We start from the raw sequence: 24,956 nt of genomic DNA on the forward strand, positions 1-24,956 counted from the left end.
ACCATCACTGCACCTGACTCGGGAGGGTCAGCTTCAGCGCGGCCAGGATCTCCTGCTCCGACCCGACCAGGGCGACCTTCTGCGGCCCACCGCGCACACTCAACTCCGTGCTCCCGCATCCGGCGGCGCTGTCGACCGCCACGGCCACCGGTGTCGTGGCGGTCGCACCGCCACTGTCGCGGTAGAAACCGACGACGATCCCGCCGCTCGCGCCTCCCAGGCAGGGGATGCCCCACACCGGCGTGGGCAGGGCGTTGACCAGGGCCACCACCTTCGCCACCGGCCCGGGGTCGGTGACCGTCACCTGGGTCCACGACCCGGACGTGGCCGCGCTGTTCGCGGGCCCGGGAACACCGGCTGCCGCGCTCGACGACGCGGGGTCGGCGGTGACCACGATGCGGGTCACCCCGGACGGGATCACGGCCGCCGCCGGGTGCGCCGGCCGCCAGGTGTCCACGGCATCGATCCGCAGCAGCGTGCTCCCGTGGAAGGTGGCCAGATCGATCTCCAGCCGACGCTGGGACAGCAGCGCGGTCGCCCGCTGTCCGTAGAAGACCGAGTCGACCTGGGCGACGCCTCCGGCCGCTCCCTTGCGTCCCCTACCGCTGGACCCCGTCCCGACGGTGCCCCGGGGGACATGGGACGTCAACCAGTCGGCGGCCTGCTGCTGCGTCCCCGGATAGGTCCACCATCCGACGGCGGCCACCACCTTGCCCCCGACCGTCAACGCCGGGAACAGGCCCGCCGAGCCCGCCGGAGCACCCGCCAGCCGCCGCGCACCGGGCGGCGCCACGAAGGCGCCGAGCCGCGCGGCCACATCCGCCCGCGCGGTCTGCTGCGGCGACGCGACAGCCGCCCGGGACGGGGCCACCGAGAGCGACAGCCGCGAGGTATCGGAGGAAGTACCGGGAGCGCTCTGCGCGGCACACCCCAACAGCAGCGCTGCGCCGGCCGCAAGGAGCGCCATAAGGTTCGCAGTTCGAGTCATGGCCCTGTGACGCGGCAATCCCCTGTCCGGTTCCTCTTCCGCTTTCCGGCGGTTCCCACCCGGCTACCACGGCGCCGTGTCGGACCGGCTCGGTACGATGACCGGTGGGAGGTGCCAGGTGGCCGGAGTGCCGCTGCTCAGCGAGCTGATGCCGTGGTCGGTGGCCGGGCTGCGGGTGGGGCGGGGGTGGGTCAGGTCCGCGCATCCCGAGGTGCTGGCCGCGCGGTGGCGCAGGTTGGCCGAGGCCGATCCGGTGCAGCGGGCCGAGCTGTTCCGGCCGAGCCGGTCGCGGACGGTGGACAGTGCCGTCCCGCAGCTGCCCGGGCAGGCGACCTCGACCCGGCGGCTGTCCCAGGAGCCGGGCTCCGCGCCCGAGCCGGTACGGGTCCGGCACGGCGCGTTCGACCGGCAGTGGCTGCTGGCCGACCAGCGACTGCTGGACCAGCCCCGGCCCGAGCTGTGGCGGGTCGCGGACGGCCGGCAGCTCTTCGCCGCGGTCCAGCCCGTCCAGCCCGGCGACGTCGAGGACGGCCCCGCCGTCGCCTTCTCGTGCGAGCTGCCGGACGGCGCCCGGCCCAAGGGGGTCGGCCGGATCCATCCGCTCTACCGCCGCCCGGGCGGCCTGGAGCCGAACCTGACGCCTGGTCTGACCGCGCTGCTGAGACGGAAGTTGGGGGTCCAGGTCCGGCCCGAGGAGTTGCTCGCCTGGATCGCGGCGGTGACCGCGCACCCGCTCGGCCGCACCGGCGAGGACGTCCCTGTACCCCTCCCCGCCGACCCCGGCCTCTGGGCGGAGGGCCTGGACCTGGGCCGACGGGTGCTCTGGCTGCACACCTTCGGTGAACGCTCCACCGCAGGGCTCGGCCCGCTGCGGATGCCGGGCGGGCGCCGTCCCTTCGTCCGGGAGCGGGTGACCGGGCTGCCGGACGCCCTGGAGCACGACCCCGAGGACGAGTCCCTGCTGATCGGCACCGGTCGGCTCTCCCCGGTCGCCCGCAGCGCCTGGGGGTTCCGCGCCGCCGGCGAACCGGTGCTGACCCGCTGGTTCGCCGAACGCTGCGCCGACCCCGAGGCCCGGCCCGGCACCCTGGAGGCCCTGGCCCTGACCGGCTGGCCCCAGCAGTACACCGCCGACCTCGTCGACCTGGTCACCGTGCTGACCCTGCTGGCCGAACTGCGTCCGGCCCTGACCGACCTCACCGCCCGGGCCGCCGACGGCGGAGTCGGCACCGCCGACCTCACCGCCGCCGGAGTCCTCCCGGTCCGCGACCACTCCCGCCGCCCGGCCTCGGTCCTGCTCCACCACGAGGAAGGCCCGGACGGCCAGTTCGCCCTGCTGTGACTGCGGCTTGCACCTCCAGCGGCTGGAGGTCGCAGACTCTGGGGCATGGACGGCAGGCAGGGAGCAGCCGCGGTGCTGCTGACGATCGGTGAACTCGCCCGGCGCACCGGGCTTCCGGTGCGGACCATTCGGTACTGGTCCGAGGTCGGGGTGGTGCCCGAGGCGACGCGCAGTGCGGGTGGGCATCGGCTGTACGACGCGGCCGGGGTGGCCCGGCTGGAGTTGGTGGCCACGCTGCGCGAGCTCGGGTTCGGCCACGCCGAGGTGCGCCGGGTGCTGGACCGCGAGAGCACGGTGGCCGCAGTCGCGGCGACCCATGTCGCGGCGCTGGACACCCAGATCGCCACGCTGCGGCTGCGCCGCGCGGTGCTGTCCGCCATTGCCGCAGGAGATCGGGAGGAGCCAGGGAACATGGACCGCTTGAACCGTATGGCGCGGCTGTCGGCGCAGGAACGGCAGCAGATGATCGAGGACTTCGCCGCGCGGGCCTGCGCCGGCCTGGACGTCGGGCCGGAGCTCCGCGACCGGCTGCGCGGTGACGTCCACCGGCTGCCGGACGACCCGACGCAGGAGCAGCTGGAGGCCTGGCTGGAGCTGTCGGAGCTGGTGTCGGACCCGGGGTTCCAGCAGCTGACGCGTCGGGCCGTGCAGCAGAGTGCGACCACGAGGACCGAAGCTGAGCCGGGGGCACGGCGGGAGGCAGGGCCGCAGCCGGATCGGCACAGCCGGTTCGCGGAGAACCTGGAGCGGACCGTCGGCGCCGCGCTGCGGGAGGGCGTCGCGCCCGACTCGCCCCGGGCGGCTGCCGTCGTCGACCACCTGCTGGGGGCCGGCTCCGGACCCGAGCGCCGAGCGGCGGTACGGGCCCGGGTCGGGGGTGTCCTCGAAGCCGGCCTCGACGGGCGGCTGGAGCGCTACCGCCAGCTGCTGGCCGTGCTGCAGGACCAGCAGCCGCCCACCTCCCGCGCCGCCGTCTACACCTGGCTGGTCGAGGCGCTCGACTCCGCCGAGGCCGCGCCCCGGCGCTGACGCAGCCTCAGCCCGGCCGGACGGACCGGGTGGTGGGCGACGGGTGCGACGCCCGGACCCGCTCCACCTCCCGCGCCCGCTCCCGCGACCAGCCCGGCGACCACCCCGCCCGCCACCAGCAGGCTGCCCGCGAGCTGGCCGACCCCGGGGGTGCCCGTGCCGACCAGCGGCGCGGTCGCCGCGGCCGCCACCGGGATCACACCGGAGAAGAGACCGGCGCGTTCCGGGCCCAGCCGCTGGACGCCGGTGTACCAGGCCCAGAAGGCGAGGACGGTGACCGGCAGCGCCATCCAGGCCAGCGCCAGGGCCTGGGTCGCGGTCGGCAGCCGCAACACCGCCGGGCCCTGCAGCAGCAGTCCCAGCTGCAGGGCCTGGACCGAGCCCGCCGCGCAGGCGCAGCCGGACAGCAGCAGCGGGCCCAGCGGCGGGATCAGCGGTAGCGCGACCAGGCCGAAGGCGACCTCGCCCAGCAGGGCGAGCAGCGAGAAGCCCAGTCCGGCCGCGTCGGTGCGGCCGAAGCCCTGGACCACCGCCGCCCCGACGACGACCAGCAGTGCGGCCCCGGCGATCCGGGGCGAGGGACGGCGACGGTCCAGCAGCGGTGCCAGGACCGCGATCGCCAGCGGGGCGCAGCCGACCACCACCCCCGGCACGGCCGGCTCCGCGCTGCGCTCGGCGGTGAGGACGGCGAGGTTGAAGCCGACCATCCCGGTGGCGGCCAGCAGTGCCAGCCGCAGCCACAGCCGGAACGGAAGCGCCCTGGCCGGGGCGAGCCCGCGCGGTCCCCGGGCGGCGAGGGCGAGCAGGACCACGGCCGCGGCACCGTAGCGCAGGCCCTGGCCGCCGAGGCCCGGATAGCCGCCGAGCAGGCTCATCGCCACGAAGCTAGTGCCGACCAGGAAGGCGGCGCCACCGGCGAGCGCCGCACCGGACGCACCGGACGCGGCGGAGCGGGGGCGGGTACGGGGGCGGGTCGGTCGGTTCATACCGGCAGCTTCGTCCGCGCAGTGGTCCGAGTTAAGGTCCACTTCCATGCGGAGTTCCTGGACCACTTCGACCGGAGCCACCCCCACCGATCCGGCCACCGGCGAGCCCGCCGACTCCCCCGCCTGGGAGCTGCTGCTCCCGGCCGCCTCGGGCCCGCCGCGCGGTCGGGGGCGGGAGCTGGGCGCCGCGCTCCGGCAGTCGGTGCGCGAGGGACGGCTGGCGCCGGGGACCAGGCTGCCGTCCACCCGCGACCTGGCCCGGGACCTCGGGGTCTCCCGCGGCCTGGTCAGCGAGCTGTACGCACAGCTCACCGCCGAGGGCTATCTGACCAGCCGTCAGGGCTCGGGCACCTGGGTCGCCGCGCTCACCCGTACGCCCCCGTCGCCCGTCGCGCCGCGCCCAGGGCCGCCGACCACTCGGGTCACCGACTTCCGTCCCGGCCTGCCCGACCTCGCACTGTTCCCCCGGGCCGCCTGGTCCGCCGCGCACCGCAGCGCCCTGGCCGGACTGCCCGACGCGGCCCTGGACTACCCGCATCCGCAGGGCCTGCCGGAGCTGCGCGCCGCCCTGGCCGAGCTGCTGTCCCGCCGCCGCGGTGTGGTGGTCGCCCCCGAGGGGGTGCTGGTCTGTTCCGGGGTGGCCCAGGCGCTGACCCTGCTGGGACGGGTGCTGCGGGCCCGCGGCCACCGGGTGGTCGCCGTGGAGGACCCGGGCAGCCTGTCCCAGTACCCGCTGCTGTCCGCCGCCGGGCTGCGCCCGGTCCCGGTCCCGGTGGACGCGGAGGGGCTGGATCCGGGCGCGCTCGCCGCCAGCGGCGCCCGCGCGGCCGTCATCACCCCGGCGCACCACTTCCCCACCGGCGTGGTCCACTCCCCCGCGCGCCGGGCCGCGCTGCTCGACTGGGCGGCGGACCGCCGCGGCCTGCTGGTGGAGGACGACTACGACGGCGACTTCCGCTACGACCGGGCCCCGGTCGGCGCGCTCCAGGGCCTGGCACCGGACCTGGTGCTCTACACCGGCTCGGTGAGCAAGTCGCTGGCCCCGGGACTGCGGCTGGGCTGGATGGTGCCGCCGGCGGAGCTGCTGGACGAGCTGGTGGAGGCCAAGCGGGTCACCGACCTGGGCAACGCGGTGGCCGAACAGGCCGCCTTCGCCGCGTTCCTGCGCTCCGGGCGCTACGACCGGCAGCTGCGGCTGTGCCAGCGCCGCTACCGCGAACGCCGGGACGCCCTGATCGAGGCGCTGACCGCGGCCGTGCCCGGGGTCCGGATCAGCGGCGTCGCCGCCGGGCTGCACCTGATCGCCGAGTTCCCCTTCCCGGTCCCCGAGGCCGTCTGCGCCGCCGCCGGGGTCCGCCTGCGCCCGCTCAGCGACTACTGCGCCACCGCCCCGGCGGCCGACGCGGCGGACGCCGTCCCTTCGCCAGCCGCCGCCGCGCACGCCGCCCCCGCCCGCTTCGTCCTCGGTTACGCCCATCTGACGCCTTCCGAGATCCGGCGGGCGCTCGGCAGACTGGCCGAATCTTTTCGCAGTGTTGCCGTTTGATACCGAAGCCGTTCATGAGCTGCACAAATGCTCGCGGGCGCGCACACCGCCCGGATACGATCCGGCTACCCCCGGGCATCCAGGAGAGGGAAGGCGAAGAGTTGGCACAGCTCACCGGCGGCGACTCGTCGCTGCTGCGACGGATCAACTCCGCCGTGACCCTGCACGCCCTGCGCGGCGGCGACGCGCTGACCCTCACCCAGCTGGTGGGCGACACCGGCCTGTCCCGCCCCACCGTCGAGGGCGTCATCGAAGGCCTGATCGAGTCGGGACTGGTCGTCGAGGTGCACCCGGACCCGGACTCCCGCCGCGGTGACTCCACCCGCCAGCGCGGACGCCCGGCCCGCCACTTCCGCTTCCGTGCCGAGGCCGGGCACCTGCTCGGCATCGAGATCGGCACCCACGGCACCCGGGTCGCGCTCGCCGACCTCACCGGCCGGCTGATCGACTCCTACGCCCGCCCCATCGACGAGTCCACCGGCGCCACCGAACGCCTGGGCCTGGTCCGCGCCACCGTCGCCGAACTGCTGCGCCGCGCCAATGTCTCCCGGGACACCCTGTGGGCGGTCGGTGTCGGCACGCCCGGCGTGGTGGACGCCGAGGGCGTGGTGCGACTGGGCACCGCGCTGCCGGGCTGGACCGGTCTGGAGCTGGGCGCCCGGCTGCGCCGCTCGTTCCGCTGCCCGGTCCTGGTCGAGAACGACGCCAACCTCGCCGCCATCGGCGAGCACTGGAAGGGCGCGGCGGCCGGCATGGGCGACGTGGTCTTCGTGCTGGCCGGGCTCAGCCCCGGCGCCGGATCGCTGATCAACGGACGGCTGCACCGCGGCTTCGGCGGCGCGGCCGGCGAGATCGGCTCGCTGCACCTGCTGGGACGCGAGTCCAACCCGGCCCAGCTGCTCTCCGCGCCCAGCAAGCCGATCGACCCGCTGGACGAGGCCGCCGTGGCCCGCGTGCTGCGGCTGGCCGAACAGGGCGACCAGGTCGCCCTGGACGTCCGGGACCGCTTCCTGGCCCGGCTGGTGCGCGACGTGGCCGCGCTGGTGCTGGCCATCGACCCGGAGATCGTGGTCGTCGGCGGCTGGGCCGCCGGGCTCGACGGGGTGCTGGACCCGCTGCGCGAGCAGCTGACCCGGATGTGCCTGCGCCCGCCGGTGGTGCGGCTGTCGGCGCTCGGTGACGACGTGATCGCCACCGGCGCCCTGCGGCTGGCCCTCGAACACGCCGAGGAGCAGCTGTTCTCGGTGGATCAGGAGGCGGTGCGGACCTCGGCGGCCGGGGCGGCCGGGGTGACGTCGACGACGCCGGAGGCTCCGAAGGTCAGTCGGCACATGTCGGCGCGGTAGGTGGAGACGGCGACCGCCGCCGTACCGCCCTGCGCCTGGTAGCGGGTGGTCAGCACCAGTACCGGGGTGCCCGGCGGCCGCTCCAGCATCCTGGCCTGCTCCTCCTCGGCGACCCCCAGCTCGACCGAGCGCGACTCGCCGTCCAGCTCCAGCCGCTGGAGCTGGCGCAGCACCGAGCGGGCCCGGCTGGAGTCGGCGATGCTGGACTTCGCGAAGATGGCGGGGACGTGCGGCACCACGGCGTCGGGCACGTAGAGGGTCTCGGCGCCGATGGCCTGACCGTGCATCATCCGCAGCCGGCGGACGGCGTGCACCGGCTCGTCGGCCGGGATGCCCAGGGTGGTGGCGACGGCGGCCGGGGCCGGCGCGTACCCGGCGTCGACGATCCGCCAGCTGTCGCGCCCGGCGGTCTCGGCCACCGGGACGCCCATCCGCGGCGCGGCGACCAGCGTGCCGATGCCGCGGCGGCGCACCAGCCTGCCCTCCAGCTCCAGCTGGTCCAGCGCCTGGCGCAGGGTGGCCCTGGCCACGCCGAAACGCGCCGAGAGGTCCCGCTCGTTGGGCAGCACCTCGCCGGCCTGGAACTCCGAGTCGAGCGCCCGCACCAGGACGGTGCGCAGATGCCAGTACTTGGGTTCGGGCGCGTCGGCGACGGCAACCCCGTTCCCGCGCGCGGCCTGTGTGGTCCCCACCCTGTCCTCCGCCTGTGAGCCGGTGCCCGTATTTATGAGCCCTTATTTCTTAAAGGACCCTGCACTATGGCGACAGTAGGGGTTTCGCGGATCATTGGTCAAGACCAATGCAGAGGACGTCGCACACGGCAAGATACCGTGTCAAGCCGGTCATTCCGCTTCTCATCATCAGCGCGTGGTTGATCCTGAAGGCCGGCCGGCCGGGCAGCGCGAGCCGTCGCATCAGCGGCTTGCGGACCTCGACGTCCTCGTCGAACACGGCCACCGCCGCGCCGTCGCCCCTGCTGGTGACGGTCCAGCGGGTGCTTCCTTCCAGGTCCCCGGTGAGCCGCGCCTCCAGCACCCCGGCCGCCGGATCCTGCCGCGCCTCATGCGCGGTCACATGCAATTCATACGGGAGCAGCGACCGGAACCGCATCGCCCCGGTGTGCTCGTCGAGCTGCCGGACCTCGCGGATCTCCGGCCACCACACGGGATAGGTACGCGGATCGGACAGCACGTCGTACACCCGCCGCGGCGGCGCGGGCAGGTCCCAGACGGTGGTGAAGCGGTAGCGGTGCAGAGCGGGTCGAGAGGTCATGCACCGAAGTCTCGCGGCTGCGGGCGGCCCCGCGGAGGCGGCGTGCGGCGTCGGCGGTAGCGTGCAACCGAACCGTCTGCCGTCACCGTTCGTCGTCCGAACCTGATCCGTCCGGGAGCACCCCATGACCGAACCCGTAGCCCGACCGCTGATCGCCGCCGTCGCCGGACGCACCCCGGAGGTGGACGAGCAGGCGTTCGTCGCCCCGACCGGGACGGTGCTGGGCTCGGTGCGCCTGGCCGCCGGGTCCAGCGTCTGGTACGGGGCGGTGCTGCGCGGCGACTGCGAGACGATCACCCTCGGGGTGGACAGCAACATCCAGGACAACTGCTCGGTCCACGCCGACTTCGGCTTCCCGGCCACGGTCGGCGCCCGGGTCTCGGTGGGCCACAACGCCGTGCTGCACGGCTGCACCGTCGAGGACGACTGCCTGGTCGGCATGGGCGCCACCGTCCTCAACGGCGCGGTCGTCGGCGCGGGTTCGCTGGTCGCCGCGAACGCGCTGGTGCCGCAGGGGATGCGGATCCCGCCGGGCTCGCTGGTGGCCGGCGTCCCGGCGAAGGTCAGGCGCGAACTGACCGACGAGGAGCGCGCCCACATCCAGCTCAACGCCGAGTGGTACACCGCCCTCAGCGGTCAGCACCGCGAGGCGTTCGGCGGCTGAAGCCGAGCAGTGGACGGGGCGCGCCCGCGGTCAGGGCAGCAGCGCGGTGTCCTGGAGGGCCGGCAGCAGGTCGAGCACCAGGTACTCGAGGTAGTAGCGTCCCCACATCACGTGCCACAGCGAGAACCGTTCGCTGAACGGCTCGTGGCGGCGGTCGGCCAGCTTCTCCTCCAGGCTCCAGATCAGGCTGTCGAACTGCGCCTCGGTGAAGGGCAGCCCCAGCACGGCGGCGGCCTCCAGCACCTCCGCCTTGCTCAACGGCTGCAGCCGCTCCAGGAGTTCGGGCTGTTCCCCGAGCCGGCCGAGGAACTCGACGACGTTGTTCTCGCTCACTTCGCCTCCCCCGCACCCGGAGTCGCCAGTTGGGCGAGTTCCTCGGCCGTGTGTCGACTGATCAGGTGCCGCACCACGTAGTCCAGGTGCCGGCGTCCCCACATGGAGCGCCACAGGCTGCTGCTGCCGTCGAACGCCTCGTTGTCCTTCTTGATGATGACGTTCGCCTCCAACTGCCCGACCACGCTCTCGATGTCGGGCACGTTGAACGAGTAGCCCTCATTGCCGCTGTGGAAGATGAGCTGGGCGAGGCTGTAGCGGTCGTAGCGGGCCAGCCGCTGCGGGTCGTCCCCGACCTCCGAGAGGAACCGCAGGAAATCCGTTTGGGACATGGTGGCCTTCTCTCCTTCTTCTGCGTGTGCGCTTCTCTGGCACCCTCCAGCCAACGTCAGATGTCCGGCCGGCGGACCGACAGGCCGGTCGGGAACGGCACTTACCGGATTGAGCGGATGCATTGCGGCAAGTCGGCGGCGGATGGCCGGAGGCCCGGCGGGCCGGCGGGGACCCGCACCGGGCCGGACCGGACGCCGCGGCCGGCAGGACGTGCCGGAGCAAACGGAACGACCTGACGCAGTACCCGGCGATCCGGTTCCCCGCCCGCCCACCAGCTGCGCCGCGGCCGAGGATGGGGTGAAGTCTGCGGTGCCTCCTGCGCCGCGACCCGAGCCCCTGACCACCTGGCAGCCAGGCACGTCACGACGGTGCCGCGCGAACGGCTGGAAGGCGGCTGCCACCTGAGAACGGAGAGCCCCGATGGAGACTCATCCGCCGGAGACCGGCCACCGGGCCGGTGCCGTGCAGACCAGGCACCTGTCGCCGGGGCCCCCGCCCCCGGGAACGCGTACCTCGTGCGACCTCACCCCGGTGGTGTCCGGTCGCTGACGGCCGGTCACCACATTCACCGAAGGAGAGAGCATGTCCATCACCGAAGCACGCCCCCACCTCCGTACGGTCCGACCCGGTCAGCTCTTCATCGACGGCGCCTGGGCGGACGCGGCCGAGGGCCGCACCATCCCGAACCTCAATCCCGCCGACGGCACCGTGACCACCCAGGTGGCCGCGGCCGATCCGGCCGACATGCAGCGCGCGGTGCGAAGCGCCCGGCGCGCCTTCGACGAGGGACCCTGGCCGCGGATGTCCGCACACGAACGGGGTCGGGTGCTGCTGCGCGCCGCCGAGCTCATCGAACGCGACGCCCAGGAGATCGCCTTCCTGGAGACCATCGACATGGGCAAGCCGATCAGCGTCTCCTCCGGCATCGACCTGCCCTTCGTCACCCAGGCGTACCGGTACTTCGGCGGTCTCGCCGCCCATCTGGACGGGGCGACCCGGTCCACCGGCACCCCGACCTTCGCCTACACCCTGCACGAGCCGGTCGGTGTGGTCGGCGCGATCACGCCGTTCAACTTCCCGCTGATCCTCTCCACCAGCAAGCTCGCCCCCGCCCTGGCGGCCGGCAACACCGTGGTGCACAAGCCCGCCGAGCCGACGCCGCTGACCGCCCTGAAGATGGCCGCACTGCTGGCCGAGGCGGGCCTTCCCGAAGGCGTGCTGAACGTGGTGACCGGTCCCGGTCCCGAGCTGGGCCAGACCCTGGTGGACGACCCGGGCGTCGACAAGATCGCGTTCACCGGGTCGACCGCGGTCGGCCAGTCGATCATCCGCGCGGCGGCCGCGACCTTGAAGAAGGTCACCATGGAGCTGGGCGGCAAGTCCGCGAACATCCTCTTCGCCGACGCCGACCTGGACCGGGCCGTGGACGACGCCTTCTGGGCCGCCTTCTTCAACACCGGCCAGTACTGCATGGCCGGCACCCGACTGCTGGTGCAGCGTTCCGTCCTGGCCGAGGTGACCGAGCGCCTGGTCGCGCAGGCCGAGGCGGTCACCCCCGCCGACCCGCTGCTGGACACCACCTGGTTCGGGCCGATCGCCCACCAGGCCCAGTACGACAAGGTCGTCGAGTACGTCGGGATCGGCCAGGCCGAAGGCGCCCGCCTGGCCACCGGAGGCACCGCCTTCCACAACCCGGAGCAGCCCGACGGCCTCTACTGGCGGCCGACCATCTTCACCGACGCCACCCCCGACATGCGCATCTCCCAGGAGGAGATCTTCGGTCCGGTACTCACCGTCCTGCCGTTCGACACCGAGCAGGAGGCGGTCGCCCTGGCCAACAGCACCAAGTACGGTCTGGCCGCCGGTGTGCACACGCGCGACGCCAAGCGGGCCCACCGGGTCGCCGGGGCGCTGGCCGCGGGCACCTGCTGGGTCAACACCTACTCGCAGTTCGACCCCATGATGCCGATGGGCGGCTACAAGCACTCCGGCTACGGCCGCGAGTTCGGACCCGAGAGCATGCACAACTACACCCAGGTCAAGAGCGTCTGGATGGACTTGCGGGAGTAGCACGTGCGGATACCTTCCAACCCGCCGCCGCCCGCGCCGGTCTCCGAGAGGAGTCCGGCACGCGGTGCGGCCGAGCCCGCACCGCGCGGGCGCGCCGCGTTGCGGCCCATGGTGGCCCGCGACCCCGCCGAGGAGCACCGGGTCTCCACGCCGCTTGAATGCCTGTTCGATCTCTGCTTCGTCGTGGCCGTCTCCCAGGCGTCCACCCAGTGGCGCCACGCCCTGGCCGCCGGGCACCTGGGCACCGGACTGGCCGGCTACACCGCCGTGTTCTTCGCGATCTGGTGGGCCTGGATGCACTTCACCTGGTTCGCCTCCGTCTACGACAACGACGACCTGCTCTACCGGGCCACCACGCTGGTCCAGATCACCGGCAGCCTGATCCTGGCCGCCGGCATCCCGCTGGTGTTCGCGCACGGCGACTTCACCGTGCTGGCCGTCGGCTGGGGCATCCTGCGGCTGGGCCTGATCGCCCACTGGCTCCGGGCGGCCCGGGAGTACCCCGTGGGCCGCAGCATCGCGCTGCGCTACGCGGGCGGCCTGGCGCTGTGCTGGGCCGGTTGGATGCTGCTCCTGGTCGCCGGCAACCGGCTGTGGCCTGAGCTCGCACCGGTCATGGTGCTGGCCGAGCTGGCCGTCCCGCTGCTGGCCCGCCGCGCCGGGGCCAACCCCTGGCACCCCCGCCACATCGCCGAGCGCTTCGGCCTGTTCACGCTGATCGTGCTCGGCGAGTCGGTGCTCGCCTCCACGGGCGCGCTGCAGGCCGCGCTGGACGGCACCCGTTCCGGGGAGCTCGACGAGACGGCCGTCGGCGGACTGCTCACGCTGTTCTCCATGTGGTGGCTGTACTTCGCCCGTCCCGCACACCGCTTCCTGCACTCCAGCCGGATCGGGTTCGCCTGGGGGTACGGACACCTGCCCGTCTTCTCCGCGGCGGCGGCCGTGGGCGCCGGACTCGCTGCCAACGTCGACCGCACCACCGGGCACTCCGTGCTCAGCGCGCACCAGGCGGGTGCGGTCTTCACCGTCCCGGTCGCCCTGTTCGTCGCCGCCGTCTGGGTGCTGCAGCTCCGCCCGCACCACGCCGCCGCCGGCAGCCCGTTGTTCGCCCTCGCCGCCCCGGTCATCGCCGGGCTGGGGTTCACACCGCATCCCATCCTCGGCACGGGGATCGCGATGACCGCGCTGACGGGTCTGCTCGTAGTCACCACCGGGCCCGCCCCCGGGGCCGTCCTGATCGCGGAACCGGACGACGACGTGTCGGACTGACAGCCCCGGCGCCGGGGCGCCGGGGCCCGACCTGCCGAAGTACCCGCAGGAAATCCCGTGAATCGCGGTCGGCTCGTGCTCCGACCGGGCCCGGCCGTCCCCGCTGAACTAGACAGGAACTGACCCGCCATCACCCGTACCCAGTGAAAGGCACACCATGACCACCTTCGACTTCTTCGAACTGGGCGACTTCTCCCTCGCCGGCGGGGCGACCGTGCCCGACGCCAAGCTCGCCTACCGGACCCTGGGCACGCTGAACGCCGCCAAGGACAACGCCATCCTCTTCCCGACCTTCCTGGCCGCACCGCCGGAGGCACTGGACGTCTGGATCGGCGAGGGGCGCCCGCTGGACCCCACGAAGTACTTCATCATCCTCCCCGGCCACTTCGGGCTGTCCCCGAGCACCTCGCCGGAGAACACCGCGGCACCGTTCGAGCGCGGCGCCTTCCCCGCGGTGCACATCAGCGACGACGTGATCGCCCAGCACCGGCTGGTCACCGAGAAGTTCGGCATCAGTGAACTGCAGCTCATCCTGGGCTGGTCGGTCGGGTCCCTGCAGATCTGGGAGTGGGCCGTGCGCTTCGCGCCCATGGTCAAGCGGCTGGCCTCGATCGCGGGATCGCCGCGGCCCCGGCCCTGGACCAAGCTGTGGCTGCGCTACGCCGTCGAGGAGCAGATCACCAGCGACCCGGCCTGGCAGGGCGGGTTCTACCCGAGCATCGAGTCGGTCCAGGCCGGCCTGCGCCGGGTCGGCCGGGTCACCGCCATCACCGCACCGACCACGGGCTTCTACCGGGAGGGCGAGGAGCTGTGGCGGCCGCTCGGATTCAGCTCCGACGGCGACGTCGTCAGCCGTCTGTTCGAGGGCCTTTTCATCGGCCAGGACCCCAACGGCGTCATCGCCCAGGCGCGCAAGGCCGCGCTCGCCGACCCGGCCCACGGCGGGGAACTCGCCGACGCCCTGGGCGGCATCACCGCCAAGACCCTGGTCGCCGGCTTCACCGGCGACTTCCTCTTCCCCCCGGAGGAGAGCCGCCGCGCCGCCGCGCTGGTGCCCGGAGCGAAGTACCAGGAGATCCCCAGCTCCTACGGACACCTGGCCACCTTCGCGCTGTCCGAGCAGGACGTGAAGAACGTCGACCAGTTGCTGCGCGACCTCCTCTCCGACTGAGCGCCGTCCCCGTGCCCGCGCAGCAGACCCGAGGAGAGGAGACTCCACGATGACAGAACTGACCCGACGACACTTTCTGGGCACCTCCGCCGCAGGCGGAGCGCTGGCCCTGGCGGGCGCCGGCATCGCCAGCCCGGCGGCCGCGGCCGACTCCACCAGCACCACCGGCAGCGCCGTCGCGGTCCCGGGCGAGGTCACCGTGCAGCCGGGCGACCCCGGCTACGGCTACCTGACCACCCGTGGCCTGAACCGGCGCTTCACCGGCGCACCCGCCCGGATCAACCAGGTCTTCACCGCCGACCAGACCCGCCAGGCGGTCCAGCAGGCCGTCGACGCCGGGCAGCAGATCGCGGTCCGCAGCGGCGGCCACTGCCTGGACGCCCTGGTCGACAACCCCCAGGTGACGGCGCTCATCGACGTCTCCCAGCTGAACGCGATCGGCTACGACCCGGTCCACCAGGCGATATCGATCCAGGCCGGCGCCCAACTCGGCGTGGCGTACAAGCAGTTGTACCTCGCCTACGGGATGGTGGCCCCGACCGGCTCCTGCCCCACCGTCGGGGTGGCGGGATTCACCACGGGCGGCGGCTTCGGCCCGCTCTGCCGTGACCAGGGACTGGTCGTCGACCACCTCTACGGCGTCGAGGTGGTCACCGTCGACCGGAACGGACAGGCCCACCTGCAACTGGCCACCCGCAGCAGCACGGACCCCAACCGGGATCTGTGGTGGGCGCACACGGGCGGCGGCGGCGGAAGCTTCGGCGTCGTCACCCGCTTCCTGTTCCGCTCCCCGCAGGCCACCGGCGCCGGCCCGGCCGGCCTGCTGCCCACCCCGCCCAAGGCGGTGATCACCGCCACCGTGGTCTGGCCCTGGTCCGGCCTGACCGAGACGGCGTTCGAACGCCTGGTGGCCAACCACGGCGCCTGGCACGCCGCCAACAGCGCCCCGGGCACCCCCTACCGCACCCTCTACAGCGAGTTCGCGCTGACCTGCCGCAACGCCGGAGTCATCGCCCTGGTGGCTGAGATCGACGCCGGCGTGCCCGGCGCCCAGAACCTGATGAACTCCTATCTGGGCGCCGTCAGCCAGGGGGTGAGCGCCCCGAGCAGCACCTCGACGGCCACCATGAACTGGCTGACCGCCCGGATGGCCGGCCTCTACCCGGAGGCACCCGCCTCCGACAACCGCAGCAAGAGCAAGGGCTCCTACCTGCGCCGCCCCTTCACCGCCGACCAGGCGGGCACGCTCTACCAGTACCTGAGCGCTCCCCCTGCGAACGCCATCACCACCCTGGTGGTGTACGCCTACGGCGGCCAGGTCAACAGCGTCGCGCCCGCCGCCACGGCCGTGGCCCAGCGGGACTCGATCCTGAAGACCCTGCTGGTCACGGCGTGGGCCGACCCCGCGGACGACGACACCAACGTCGCCTGGACCCGGTCCTTCTACCAGGACCTGCACAGCGCCACCGGCGGGGTGCCGGTGCCCGCCACGGCGACGGACGGCTGCTACATCAACTTCCCCGACACCGACCTGGCCGATCCCGCACAGAACACCTCGGGGACGTCCTGGCAGACCCTCTACTTCAAGGACAACTACCCGCGCCTGCAGGCCGTCAAGGCCGGCTACGACCCGACCGACCAGTTCCACCACCCCCTCTCCGTCCGGCTGCCCAACGGGTAGCCGACGGCGGCAGCACGAACAGTGGCGCGAGCAGGACCCGATCACCGGGGTCCTGCTCGCGCCACTGTCGTCGTGCGTCAGGCGGATTCGGTCTGCGGCGACCGGCTGACGCGGGTGCCGTTCACCACGGTGTTGACCGTCTTGGCGAAGGCCCCCTCCTGGTCGTACACCTGCGACTTGCCCCGGCTGGCGAAGGTGTCCCCGTCCAGCTCCATGTGCTGGTCGATGAGGACGTGTCCGGGCAGGCCCGGACCCTCCTGGTACACCTCCTTCCCCACCCAGTGGACGCTGTTGCCCTCCGCACTCCAGGTGCCCGTCGCCCGGCTCACCGGCGTGGTGATGCCCAGCGTGCCGTCCGCGCTGAGGGACATCGTCGCGGTCGGGAACGACGTCCCGTCCACCGTCACCTCCGCCGACCAGGTCCCGACCGGCAGGTCCGTCGCCGTGCTCGTCTGATCCGACATACCCGTATCCCTTCTGGTGCTGCCAGCAACCGGGCCCGGGCCGCTGTCCAAGCCGGTCCGGGCCCGCCAACACCCTCACCGTAGGAGCATCGGTGGAGGCCACGGACCTGCCGTCCGATCCACCGCGGGACAATCCGGAAAGCCGGGCCACACAACGCCAACTCCGCGACCCGATCCGTCAATCGGCGCGATCCGCGCCTCAGGGGGACGCGGCGGTGACGAGGTGCGCGAAGACCACCACGTTGCCGAGGTAGCCGCTGGCCCGGGTGTAGCCGCCGCCGCAGGTGATCAGGCGCAGCTCGGGGTAGGGCGTGGGCCCGTAGACCTTGCGGTCCGGGAAGGACTTGCGCGAGTAGACGTCGATGCCGTCGACGCGGAAGGTCGCGGTGCGCCGGTCCCGGCGCAGGATGCTGACGGTGTCGCCGCGGTGCAGCGAGCCCAGGCCGTAGAAGACCGCGGGGCCGTGGGCGTTGTCGACGTGTCCGGCGATGATCGCGGCCCCGACCGTGCCCGGGGCGGCACCGCCGGTGTACCAGCCGGCCAGGTTGCGCTGCTCGTCGGGCGGTGGCAGCAGGTGGTGCTGCCGGTCCAGGTGCAACCCGGTCAGCGGGGCGTCCACCGAGATCGCCGGGATCCGGATCCGCAGCGGCGCCGAGGCCGGCAGCGGCGCCGCCGGCGGGGCGTCGGCCCAGTCGGGGTGGGCGGCGAGGGCCTCCGCCGAGGTGGGTTGCGGCGGGGCCCCGCCCAGCAGACCGTGGTAGATCAGCGCCACGCCGAGGAGCACCGCAGCGGCCAGTTTGGGGAACCCGGCCTTCCTCGCCCGTGGGGAGGCCGCCTCCGTGGAGGCAGCGGCCGGATCGTCAGGAGACCCCATCCGCGCCGCCGCGCCCGGCCCGCCGACGCCGCCACACCGCCGTCCCGCCGGCGCCGAGCACCAGCGCCGCGCCCGCGGCGATCTGGCCAGGGCTGGCCGAGTAGGTGCTGCCGCCGACCCCGGTCCGCACCGGACCGACGACGCCCTCGCGCTCCCGGCGCGGACGCTCGGTCTCGGTGCGGCCGACCGTCAGCGTGGTCACGAACCCCGAGGAGCGCGCATCGTCGGGCTGGCACGATCCGGCGACCGTGTAGCTGCCGGGCCGGACCGAGGTGCGGATGGTGGCGGCCGCGGAGAAGTGGCCCAGCGCACCGGCGACCGGGTGCAGCAGCACGGTGGAGCTGAAGGCCTGCGAGGAGACGCCCGAGGGCCGCGGGGTGTTGTAGGCGGTGCAGTCGACCTCGATCGACACGGTCTGCCCTGGCTCCAGCCGGGTCGGCGACAGGGTGATCGTCGCCGCGCTGCCGCCGCTGGAGGCGACCGCCATCGGGGCGCCCAGACCGACCGCGCAGACGACGGCCGCGCCTATGGCGGCCAACGGTTGCATTCGCATCATTTCGTACCTCCGCGCCGAGTGCGGACCACGGGCCCGAGGCCCGGGTGCGGGGGGACACACCAGGCGATCGACCGAGATCGTCACCGTGCGCGCACAGCGGCTAACCCACCGGTCACACTATTCACTCGTTCGGCAGCCGGGACGGCGGCCCCCCGTTACCGGCCCCGCTGCTAGAGCCAGCCCCGTTCACGGGCCAGCCGCACCGCGGTGTGGCGGTTGTCCGCGGACAGTTTGGCGGTGGCCGAGGAGAGGTAGTTGCGCACGGTGCCCGGGGAGAGCGAGGCCCGCCTGGCCACCTCGCCGATCGGGGCGCCGTCCGCGGCCAGCTCCAGCACCTCCGCCTCGCGCGCGGTCAGCGGCGAGTCGCCGGCGCTGATCGCATCGGCCGCCAGCTCCGGGTCCACATAGCGCCCGCCGGCGTGCACGCTGCGGATGATCACGGCCAGCCGCTGGGCCGACACCGTCTTCGGGACGAACCCGCGCACCCCGGCCGCCAGGGCCCGCTTGAGGTGTCCTGGCCTGCCGTGGCTGGTGACGATCATCGTCCGGCAGTCCGGCAGGACGGTGCGCAGTTCGGCGGCCACGGCCACCCCGTCCACCCCGCCGGGCATCTGCAGATCCAGCACCGCCACGTCCGGCCGGTGCGCCCGCGCCATCGCCAGTGCCTCGGCGCCGCTCGCCGCCTGCGCCACCACCAGCAGGTCGTCCTCGTAGGAGAGCAGCGCGGCGACCGCGCCCCGGATCAGGTGCTCGTCGTCGGCCAGCAGGATCCTGATCGGCCCGGTCATACGTCCGCTCCCCGCAGGGGGACCCGGGCGGTCAGCCGGAAGACGCCCGACCGCACCTCGGTCTCCAGGCTGCCGCCCAGCGCCGCCAGGCGTTCGGCCAGCCCCGCCAGGCCCGACCCGGATCCGGTACCGGTCGCGGCCTCCGTCCCGGGCACCCCGTCGTTGTCGACCGAGAGCACCGCCGCGGAACCGGCCGCCAGCCGGATGGTGCAGCTGCTCGCCTCGCTGTGGCGCAGCACATTGGTGACGGCCTCGCGCACCACCCAGCCCAGCGCGGCCTGGACCTGGACCGGCAGACCGCCCCCGGCGTCGCCGTGGGACCGCCCGTCGACACCGGCCGCGCGCAGCACCGACAGCGCTCCGGCCAGTTCGACCGCCAGGTCGGCGCCGCGGTAGCCGCGCACCACGTCGCGCACCTCGCGCTGGGACTCGCGGGCGATCCGCTGCACCTCGGTCATCTGTTCCACCGCCCCGGGATCGCCGTGCCGGGCCAGCTGTACCGCCAGCTCGCTCTTGAGCGCGATCACCGCCAGGTTCCGTCCCATCACATCGTGCAGATCGCGGCCGAACCGCAGGCGTTCCTCGGCGACGGCCAGCTGTGCCTGCGCCTCGCGGGCCGCGTCCAACTCCCACACCACACTGACCAGCCACAGTGAGCAGCCGCTGGTGAAGGCCCCGCAGGCGCCGACGACCAGTACCGCGAGAGCAAGCGTCACGCAGGCGGACGGCCCCAGGCCCAGCAGCACCGCGGCCAGGCCGGTACCGGCCACCGCGCCCAGCAGCCAGGACAGCATCGCTCGGAATCCCCGCACGCCCAGGACGGCCGCGCCCAGCCCGAAGCCGAGCAGCCCCACCGCGACAAGTGCCGTCTGGCTGCCGTCCGGCAGCGCCCCGGACCGGTGCACCAGCGCCACCGCCAGTGCCCCTCCCGCCGACAGCGCGACCACGACGGCGAGCAGCCGGACCGGACGCTCGCGCCGGGACAGGATCCAGTCGAGCCCGCGGCCCGACAGCAGCGCGCACAGCCCCGCGTGCACCAGCACCAGGGCGCTCAGTGCGCTCTTCACGCCGCCCGGCCCGTGCGCCTGGACCATCGGACCGAGCAGCGCGGACACCTCGATCAGCGCGAAGAGGTGGAACGAGGAGCGGGTGTAGAGCTCGATCCGCGCCGGATCGCTGCGCCGGTCCCACCAGCCCGTCAGCCGTGCCATCGACCCCTCCTCCCCGGTGGTCCGGACCCTAGCGGCGCGGTTCCCAGCGGAACCACCGGTGTACAGCAAACACGGCCAGCAGTGTCCAGGCCAGCGCCGCACCCAGGGCCAGGAGCGGTTCGGCCGGGTCCGCCGGGGTTCCGCCGAGCCAGCCGGTCCGCACCAGGTCCAGCACCGGGGTCAGCGGCAGCCAGCGGCACACCTCCCCGAGCGGGTGCGGCAACGACCGCAGCGGCAGCAGCAGCCCCGAGCCCAGGGCGGACACCGCCAGCAGCGGGGCGGTGGTGAGCTGGGCGAGCTCCACGCTGCGGGTGACCACGGTGGACGCGGCCGCCAGCGCGGCCATCAGCACCACGCCCAGCGCCACCCCGGCCAGCAGCAGTACCGGTCGGCGCGGCAGCGGCAGGTGCAGCAGCACCGTCCCGGCCGCCACCAGCGCCAGGCACTGGGCCACCGCCACGGCCGCGGCCGGCAGCGCGGTGCCGGCCAGGATCTCCGGATCGGTCGGCTCACCGGTGCGGAGCCGCTTCAGCACCAGGCTCTCCCGACGCGCCACGTAGGCGGCGACCAGGTTGTAGTAGACCGCGAACAGCAGGATGAAGCCGATGCCGCTGCTCACCAGCAGCCGGTCCGCGTCCACGCCCGCGCCCGATCCGTCGGCGGGGCCGCCCAGCGCCGGACTCCAGGCCGCGACCATCCCGGCCGGCAGCAGCAGGGCGGTGGCCAGCGCGGTGCGGTTGCGCAGCAGCAGCGTCGCCTCGGCCCGGCCCAGCGCTGCCAGCCTGTCCCGGGCCCGGGTCGCGGTCATCGTCCGGCTCCGTCAGCGGTGCCGGCGTCCGCGGTGCCGGCGATCGCCAGGAAGGCCTCCTCCAGCGACGCGGTCCGCGCCTCCAGGCGGTCCAGGGCGACCTTGCGTTCGTCCGCCCAGCGCAGCAGCACCGACAGCGAGTACTGGAGCCGGTCGGTGTGCAGCAGCACCCGGCCCCCGCGCTCCTCGTGGGCCAGCACCGCGAGTTCCGGCAGCGGCGGCAGGTCGCCCAGGTGCCAGCCGGTCGGCAGCCCGAAAACGATCCGGGCCGGGCGCGCACCGGTCACCTCCGCGGTGGTGCCGCAGGCCACCACTCGGCCCCGGTGCAGCACGGCCAGCCGATCGGCGAGCGCCTCGGCCTCCTCCAGGTAGTGCGTGGTCAGCAGCACGGTGGTGCCGGCGGCCCGCAACTGGCGCAGCAACTCCCAGGTGTCGTAACGCCCCTGGGTGTCCAGCCCGGTGGTCGGCTCGTCCAGGAACAGCGCCTCGGGGCGCCCCAGCAGCGCCAGTGCCAGGTCCAGCCGGCGCCGTTCACCTCCCGACAGCTGTCCGACCCGGACACCGCCGCGCCGCGCCAGCCCCAGCTGTTCCAGCACCTCGTGCCCGGGGCGGGCGCCGCTGACGCAGCCGGCCCACATCCGGACGGTCTGTGCCACCGTCAGGTCCGGCGCGAAGCCGCCCTCCTGGAGCATCACCCCGGTCCTGGGACGCACCCGGGCCCGCTCTCCGTGCGGATCGAGGCCGAGCACCCGCACCGCGCCTCCGCTGGGCCGGGCCAGGCCCTCCAGCAGCTCCATCACCGAGGTCTTCCCGGCCCCGTTGGTCCCCAGCAGCGCGAACAGCTCGCCCCGGGCCACCTCGAACGACACCCCGCGCACCGCCTCGAACCCGTCCCCGTAGCGGCGGCGCACCCCGACGGCCTCGATCACCTTCTCCGCACTGTCCATACGTCCAGCCTCGGGCCCCGCAGCCGCACCGGGGCGGGCGGACCGTCATCGGAACGGATGACAAACGTCACTGCCGGAAGACCGTCCGGGCGGCCGGGGACGACCGGAGCGGTGCGCGCCGGGTAGACGGGGGACCTTCGGCGCGCACCAGGTGTCCGGTCGGCGCGGGGCGGTCCTGGGCGGCCGCGAACCGCCTCTCGCCCGGCGCCGGCCCCGGCACCGCCTATGTGCGCGGGTGAGCCCCGGGACCGTGGACACCAACTACACAACTAGATATATTACTTCGTGTCAAGTGGTCAGTAATGAACGGCCCCGGCAGATCGGCCGGAGCCCCGGCGGAAGGGTCCCTGATGACAGGACTCGACAGCACCACGCGCCTGTTACTCGCACTGGCCGTCCTGCTGGGGCTGAGCCGGCTGTCCGGCCTGGCGGCGGCCCGGCTGGGTCAGCCCCCGGTGGTCGGGGAGATCCTGGCCGGGGTCGCCCTCGGCCCCTCGCTGCTGGGCCACGCGCTGCCCGCGCTGCACCATGCGCTCTTCGGCCCCGACGTCATGCCGTCGGTCAACGGCCTGTCGCAGGTGGGCCTGGCGCTCTACGCCTTCGAGATCGGCAACGAGCTGACCGCACCCAGCCGCGGCAGACCGGCCACCGCCCGCCCGCTGCTGTGGATCACCACCGCCTCGCTGCTCGCACCGGCCCTGGCCGCCCTGGCGCTGGGGCCGTACCTGTACGGCGACCACCTGGGCGGACCGCACGGCGGCAGCGCCGCCCTGACCGTCTTCCTGGCCTGCGCGCTGGGGGTGACCGCGGTGCCGGTGCTGGCCCGGCTGCTGCAGGACCGCGGCATGGCCGGCACCACCGTCGGACGGCTGAGCCTGGCCGCCGCATCCGTGGGCGACGGGGTCTGCTGGTGCCTGCTGGCGCTGGCCCTGCATCTGACCGGCCTGATCGGGACGGGGCGGACCGTCGCCGGGGTGGCCGGCGCCGTCGTCGCGGTGCTGGTGATCCACCGCCGCCACAGCCGTCCGGCCGGGCGGACGGAGGGCCGGAGGTGGGGGCTGGCCCCGATGCTGGCCCTGCTCTGCCTGGCGGCCGGCACCTCCTCGGCGCTGGGGCTGCACCCGCTGCTCGGCGGACTGCTGCTCGGCGCCGCCTGGCCCTCCACCGGACGGAGCGCGGAGATCCTGCGGCGGATCCGCCCGATGGCGGCCGCGCTGCTGCCCTGCTTCTTCCTGGGGATGGGCCAGCAGATCGACGTGACCTCCGCGTTCGGCGGAGCCGGCTTCGTCCCGCTGGTGCTGCTGCTGCTCGCCGCCGCGGTGGTCACCAAGCTGGCCGCCGTCACCGGTGCCGGGCTGGCCTTCCACTCGTCGCTGCGCGATGCGACCCGACTCGGCGTGCTGATGAACGCCAAGGGGCTCACCGAGATCGTCGTGCTGTCCATCGGCTACCAGGACGGCCTGATCGGCAGGACCCTGTTCGAGGCGCTGATCGTGGTCGCCCTGGTCACCACGGTGCTGACCGGCCCTGCACTCGCGCTGCTGGACCGGCCGGCGACCGACGGCCCGCGACCGCGCCCGGCTCGCGACCCGGCACCGGTCGGGTCCGAACGGACCGGCGGGGCTACTTTCTGACGGCGTAGTAGACCGGCATCCGGAAACTGTCCATCGCCACGTCCGAGACCGCCGCCGAGTAGCCCGCGGCGCTGTTCTCGTACCACAGCGGGATCACCGGCATGTCGGCCACCAGTTGCTTCTCGGCCTGCTGGTAGAGCCGGTCGGTGGCAGCGGTGCCGGACGCGGCGTTGGCCCGGTCGACCAGACTGTCGTAGCCGCTGTTGCGGTAGCCCGAGTCGTTGGACCCGCCGCCACTCGTGAAGGACGGCTGCAGGAAGTCCTGGGCGAGCGGGTAGTCCTCGTCCCAGGAGTCGCGGAAGGGCCCGGTCATCCTCCGGGCGGTCACCTGGTCCCGCAGCTCGGCGAAGGTCCCGACCGGCTTCCCCGTGCAGGCCCGGTCGTCGCCCAGCACGTTGTTGATGCTGTTGCAGACCGCGTCCACCCAGGGCTGGTTGCCGCCGTCGGCGTTGTAGCTGATGGTGATCGAGCCGCCGGGCAGGCCCCCGCCCGCCGCGATCAGCTGCCTGGCCCGGACCGGGTCGTAGGTGCAGTAGCTGCCGCACAGCCCCGGGTCGTAACCGCTCACGCCCGGCGCGGTCCAGTCGGTGGCGGGCGTCATCGTTCCGTGCAGGATCTTGTCGATGATCAGCGGCCGGTCGATCGCCATCGAGATGCCCTGCCGGACCTCGGCGGAACCGGCCGTGTCCCAGCCCTTGGCGTAGAGCGGGAAGGCCAGCCGTGACAGACTCGCTGACGGTGTGTCAATATACCGTCCGTGCAGGTCCTTCGAGACGTTGTCGAGCTCCCCGAGCGGCAGCGTGTCGTCGATGTCCAGCCTGCCGGAGAGCAGGTCCGCGTAGGCGGCATTGGGATCGGTGTAGGCCTTGAAGTCGATCCCGTCGTTCTGCGGCTTCTGCAGGCCCTTGTACCCGGCGTACGGCGTCAGCACGACCTCCTGCTTGGGGGTGTAGGAGGCGATCCGGTAGGGCCCGTCACCGACCGGGTGCTTCTCCCAGGCGGAGGGGTCCTTGAAGAACGACGCAGGCAGCGGATCGAAGATGAACTCGCCCAGGGTCTGCGGCCAGGTGGAGAACTTCTGGGTGAGCGCCACGGTGAAGGTGGTGGAGTCGACCACCTTCAGCCCCGACAGGGTGGTCGCCGTCGGCCGGCCCGAGGCCGGCGCGACGGCCGCATACCCCTGGATGTACCCGAAGTAGCCGCTGTTGATCTGGCGATTGGTCGCCAGCGCGGTGTAGTTCCAGGCGTCCACGTACGATGCGGCCGTCACCGGTGATCCGTCACTGAACGTCCAGTCCGGCTTCAACCTGATGGTGAAGTGCTGCTGGTCGGTGGTACTGATCGAGGCGGCATTCTCGTAGACCGGGGCAGAGGTCCTGGGGTCGTAGGTCAGCAGGCCGGTCAGAATGCTGTCGACAACCTTGATCCCGTAGGAATCATAGGTGTCCCCCGGAACGAAGGGGTTCTGCGGAACCCCCCAGGCGGCGATGACCATCCTGCTGGGCGATGATTCGGTACAACTCGCACATGCCGCCACGATCAGGGATAAGGCGGCCCCGACAGCAGCTGCCCTCGGACGCTTCCTCCGGAACAATGAGATCTCCCCCAGGACCGGAAAGCGGAATAACTACATCCTATTCCGAG

24 protein-coding genes are annotated in these 24,956 nt (G+C 73.4%); 10 read left to right on the forward strand and 14 right to left on the reverse strand.

The window, feature by feature from the left end:
• Positions 1-4 precede the first annotated feature (4 nt).
• A complete protein-coding gene (locus ABUW04_RS22000; RefSeq protein WP_380566334.1) occupies positions 5-967 on the reverse strand; it encodes a hypothetical protein in 963 nt (320 codons plus the stop codon).
• A gap of 139 nt (positions 968-1,106) precedes the next feature.
• Here ABUW04_RS22000 and ABUW04_RS22005 point away from each other — a divergent pair, with 139 nt between their 5' ends.
• Positions 1,107-2,330, forward strand: a complete 1,224-nt coding sequence (locus ABUW04_RS22005; protein WP_380566335.1) for a type ISP restriction/modification enzyme — start codon at positions 1,107-1,109, stop codon at positions 2,328-2,330.
• A gap of 45 nt (positions 2,331-2,375) precedes the next feature.
• Positions 2,376-3,359 (forward strand): MerR family transcriptional regulator, encoded by a 984-nt coding sequence (locus tag ABUW04_RS22010; RefSeq protein ID WP_380566337.1) that lies wholly within the window; start codon positions 2,376-2,378, stop codon positions 3,357-3,359.
• Here ABUW04_RS22010 and ABUW04_RS22015 read toward each other — a convergent pair.
• A complete protein-coding gene (locus ABUW04_RS22015; protein WP_380566339.1) occupies positions 3,305-4,345 on the reverse strand; it encodes an EamA family transporter in 1,041 nt (346 codons plus the stop codon). The two genes, ABUW04_RS22010 and ABUW04_RS22015, sit on opposite strands and share 55 nt — an antisense overlap.
• Positions 4,346-4,391: 46 nt before the next feature.
• On the opposite strand from ABUW04_RS22015, the gene pdxR reads away from it, so the two are divergent.
• Both pdxR and ABUW04_RS22025 read left to right on the forward strand, forming a co-directional pair.
• Positions 4,392-5,891 (forward strand): MocR-like pyridoxine biosynthesis transcription factor PdxR, encoded by a 1,500-nt coding sequence (gene pdxR / locus ABUW04_RS22020; protein WP_380566340.1) that lies wholly within the window; start codon positions 4,392-4,394, stop codon positions 5,889-5,891.
• Positions 5,892-5,992: 101 nt separating this feature from the next.
• On the forward strand, positions 5,993-7,237 hold the full coding sequence (locus tag ABUW04_RS22025) for an ROK family transcriptional regulator (RefSeq protein ID WP_084715304.1): 1,245 nt from the start codon (positions 5,993-5,995) through the stop codon (positions 7,235-7,237).
• Here ABUW04_RS22025 and ABUW04_RS22030 read toward each other — a convergent pair.
• The gene (locus ABUW04_RS22030; protein WP_380566341.1) at positions 7,141-7,929 is read right to left on the reverse strand and encodes a GntR family transcriptional regulator; all 789 of its coding nucleotides are present in this window, start codon (positions 7,927-7,929) and stop codon (positions 7,141-7,143) included. The genes ABUW04_RS22025 and ABUW04_RS22030 overlap by 97 nt on opposite strands.
• A gap of 91 nt (positions 7,930-8,020) precedes the next feature.
• A complete protein-coding gene (locus ABUW04_RS22035; protein WP_030262157.1) occupies positions 8,021-8,509 on the reverse strand; it encodes an SRPBCC family protein in 489 nt (162 codons plus the stop codon).
• 124 nt (positions 8,510-8,633) lie between these two features.
• Between ABUW04_RS22035 and ABUW04_RS22040 the strand changes: the two genes are divergently transcribed.
• Positions 8,634-9,173, forward strand: a complete 540-nt coding sequence (locus ABUW04_RS22040; RefSeq protein WP_030262160.1) for a gamma carbonic anhydrase family protein — start codon at positions 8,634-8,636, stop codon at positions 9,171-9,173.
• Between the two features lie 30 nt (positions 9,174-9,203).
• On the opposite strand, the gene ABUW04_RS22045 is transcribed toward ABUW04_RS22040, so the two are convergent.
• Both ABUW04_RS22045 and ABUW04_RS22050 read right to left on the reverse strand, forming a co-directional pair.
• Positions 9,204-9,506, reverse strand: a complete 303-nt coding sequence (locus tag ABUW04_RS22045; protein WP_037597317.1) for a Nif11-like leader peptide family natural product precursor — start codon at positions 9,504-9,506, stop codon at positions 9,204-9,206.
• The gene (locus tag ABUW04_RS22050) at positions 9,503-9,838 is read right to left on the reverse strand and encodes a hypothetical protein (protein WP_030262166.1); all 336 of its coding nucleotides are present in this window, start codon (positions 9,836-9,838) and stop codon (positions 9,503-9,505) included. Before ABUW04_RS22050 ends, ABUW04_RS22045 begins: the two co-directional genes overlap by 4 nt.
• A 583-nt stretch (positions 9,839-10,421) precedes the next feature.
• Here ABUW04_RS22050 and ABUW04_RS22055 point away from each other — a divergent pair.
• The 4 genes from ABUW04_RS22055 (at position 10,422) to ABUW04_RS22070 (ending at position 16,030) form a co-directional block, all read left to right on the forward strand.
• On the forward strand, positions 10,422-11,909 hold the full coding sequence (locus ABUW04_RS22055; protein ID WP_380566342.1) for an aldehyde dehydrogenase family protein: 1,488 nt from the start codon (positions 10,422-10,424) through the stop codon (positions 11,907-11,909).
• Positions 11,910-11,912: 3 nt separating this feature from the next.
• A complete protein-coding gene (locus ABUW04_RS22060) occupies positions 11,913-13,178 on the forward strand; it encodes a low temperature requirement protein A (RefSeq protein WP_380566343.1) in 1,266 nt (421 codons plus the stop codon).
• A gap of 157 nt (positions 13,179-13,335) precedes the next feature.
• Complete coding sequence (locus tag ABUW04_RS22065) at positions 13,336-14,349, forward strand: alpha/beta fold hydrolase (RefSeq protein ID WP_380566344.1); 1,014 nt, start codon at positions 13,336-13,338, stop codon at positions 14,347-14,349.
• 49 nt (positions 14,350-14,398) lie between these two features.
• On the forward strand, positions 14,399-16,030 hold the full coding sequence (locus ABUW04_RS22070) for an FAD-dependent oxidoreductase (protein ID WP_380566345.1): 1,632 nt from the start codon (positions 14,399-14,401) through the stop codon (positions 16,028-16,030).
• 77 nt (positions 16,031-16,107) lie between these two features.
• Here the strand turns inward: ABUW04_RS22070 and ABUW04_RS22075 are convergent, their stop codons facing one another.
• The 7 genes from ABUW04_RS22075 to ABUW04_RS22105 form a co-directional block, all read right to left on the reverse strand.
• On the reverse strand, positions 16,108-16,494 hold the full coding sequence (locus ABUW04_RS22075; protein WP_157624029.1) for a hypothetical protein: 387 nt from the start codon (positions 16,492-16,494) through the stop codon (positions 16,108-16,110).
• Between the two features lie 199 nt (positions 16,495-16,693).
• Entirely contained in the window at positions 16,694-17,368 is a 675-nt protein-coding gene (locus tag ABUW04_RS22080; protein WP_051726286.1) for a class F sortase, read from the reverse strand.
• Positions 17,355-17,924, reverse strand: coding sequence for a hypothetical protein (locus tag ABUW04_RS22085; RefSeq protein WP_380566346.1), 570 nt, complete (start codon positions 17,922-17,924; stop codon positions 17,355-17,357). The genes ABUW04_RS22080 and ABUW04_RS22085 overlap by 14 nt, the downstream gene beginning before the upstream one ends.
• A gap of 170 nt (positions 17,925-18,094) precedes the next feature.
• Positions 18,095-18,712, reverse strand: coding sequence for a response regulator (locus ABUW04_RS22090; RefSeq protein WP_380566347.1), 618 nt, complete (start codon positions 18,710-18,712; stop codon positions 18,095-18,097).
• Positions 18,709-19,923, reverse strand: a complete 1,215-nt coding sequence (locus ABUW04_RS22095; protein WP_380566348.1) for a sensor histidine kinase — start codon at positions 19,921-19,923, stop codon at positions 18,709-18,711. Before ABUW04_RS22095 ends, ABUW04_RS22090 begins: the two co-directional genes overlap by 4 nt.
• Before the next feature lie 28 nt (positions 19,924-19,951).
• The gene (locus ABUW04_RS22100; protein ID WP_380566349.1) at positions 19,952-20,731 is read right to left on the reverse strand and encodes an ABC transporter permease; all 780 of its coding nucleotides are present in this window, start codon (positions 20,729-20,731) and stop codon (positions 19,952-19,954) included.
• Positions 20,728-21,678, reverse strand: a complete 951-nt coding sequence (locus tag ABUW04_RS22105; RefSeq protein WP_380566350.1) for an ABC transporter ATP-binding protein — start codon at positions 21,676-21,678, stop codon at positions 20,728-20,730. Before ABUW04_RS22105 ends, ABUW04_RS22100 begins: the two co-directional genes overlap by 4 nt.
• Positions 21,679-22,028: 350 nt before the next feature.
• Between ABUW04_RS22105 and ABUW04_RS22110 the strand changes: the two genes are divergently transcribed.
• On the forward strand, positions 22,029-23,312 hold the full coding sequence (locus ABUW04_RS22110; RefSeq protein WP_380566351.1) for a cation:proton antiporter: 1,284 nt from the start codon (positions 22,029-22,031) through the stop codon (positions 23,310-23,312).
• On the opposite strand, the gene ABUW04_RS22115 is transcribed toward ABUW04_RS22110, so the two are convergent.
• Positions 23,302-24,807, reverse strand: coding sequence for a peptide ABC transporter substrate-binding protein (locus ABUW04_RS22115; RefSeq protein WP_380566352.1), 1,506 nt, complete (start codon positions 24,805-24,807; stop codon positions 23,302-23,304). The two genes, ABUW04_RS22110 and ABUW04_RS22115, sit on opposite strands and share 11 nt — an antisense overlap.
• Positions 24,808-24,956: the final 149 nt, after the last annotated feature.

Origin of the sequence: Streptacidiphilus jeojiensis, assembly GCF_042510965.1 — a bacterium.
Classification (GTDB): Bacteria; Actinomycetota; Actinomycetes; order Streptomycetales; family Streptomycetaceae; genus Streptacidiphilus; species Streptacidiphilus jeojiensis.

Bases quoted from the DNA above. Each gene is read 5' to 3' on its own strand.
- ABUW04_RS22000 (WP_380566334.1), bottom strand. From the start codon at position 967: ATGGCGCTCCTTGCGGCCGGCGCAGCGCTGCTGTTGGGGTGTGCCGCG.
- ABUW04_RS22010 (WP_380566337.1), top strand. From the start codon at position 2,376: ATGGACGGCAGGCAGGGAGCAGCCGCGGTGCTGCTGACGATCGGTGAA.
- ABUW04_RS22015 (WP_380566339.1), bottom strand. From the start codon at position 4,345: ATGAACCGACCGACCCGCCCCCGTACCCGCCCCCGCTCCGCCGCGTCC.
- pdxR (WP_380566340.1), top strand. From the start codon at position 4,392: ATGCGGAGTTCCTGGACCACTTCGACCGGAGCCACCCCCACCGATCCG.
- ABUW04_RS22035 (WP_030262157.1), bottom strand. From the start codon at position 8,509: ATGACCTCTCGACCCGCTCTGCACCGCTACCGCTTCACCACCGTCTGG.
- ABUW04_RS22040 (WP_030262160.1), top strand. From the start codon at position 8,634: ATGACCGAACCCGTAGCCCGACCGCTGATCGCCGCCGTCGCCGGACGC.
- ABUW04_RS22050 (WP_030262166.1), bottom strand. From the start codon at position 9,838: ATGTCCCAAACGGATTTCCTGCGGTTCCTCTCGGAGGTCGGGGACGAC.
- ABUW04_RS22055 (WP_380566342.1), top strand. From the start codon at position 10,422: ATGTCCATCACCGAAGCACGCCCCCACCTCCGTACGGTCCGACCCGGT.
- ABUW04_RS22065 (WP_380566344.1), top strand. From the start codon at position 13,336: ATGACCACCTTCGACTTCTTCGAACTGGGCGACTTCTCCCTCGCCGGC.
- ABUW04_RS22070 (WP_380566345.1), top strand. From the start codon at position 14,399: ATGACAGAACTGACCCGACGACACTTTCTGGGCACCTCCGCCGCAGGC.
- ABUW04_RS22075 (WP_157624029.1), bottom strand. From the start codon at position 16,494: ATGTCGGATCAGACGAGCACGGCGACGGACCTGCCGGTCGGGACCTGG.
- ABUW04_RS22080 (WP_051726286.1), bottom strand. From the start codon at position 17,368: ATGGGGTCTCCTGACGATCCGGCCGCTGCCTCCACGGAGGCGGCCTCC.
- ABUW04_RS22085 (WP_380566346.1), bottom strand. From the start codon at position 17,924: ATGATGCGAATGCAACCGTTGGCCGCCATAGGCGCGGCCGTCGTCTGC.
- ABUW04_RS22090 (WP_380566347.1), bottom strand. From the start codon at position 18,712: ATGACCGGGCCGATCAGGATCCTGCTGGCCGACGACGAGCACCTGATC.
- ABUW04_RS22095 (WP_380566348.1), bottom strand. From the start codon at position 19,923: ATGGCACGGCTGACGGGCTGGTGGGACCGGCGCAGCGATCCGGCGCGG.
- ABUW04_RS22100 (WP_380566349.1), bottom strand. From the start codon at position 20,731: ATGACCGCGACCCGGGCCCGGGACAGGCTGGCAGCGCTGGGCCGGGCC.
- ABUW04_RS22105 (WP_380566350.1), bottom strand. From the start codon at position 21,678: ATGGACAGTGCGGAGAAGGTGATCGAGGCCGTCGGGGTGCGCCGCCGC.
- ABUW04_RS22110 (WP_380566351.1), top strand. From the start codon at position 22,029: ATGACAGGACTCGACAGCACCACGCGCCTGTTACTCGCACTGGCCGTC.
- ABUW04_RS22115 (WP_380566352.1), bottom strand. From the start codon at position 24,807: ATGGTCATCGCCGCCTGGGGGGTTCCGCAGAACCCCTTCGTTCCGGGG.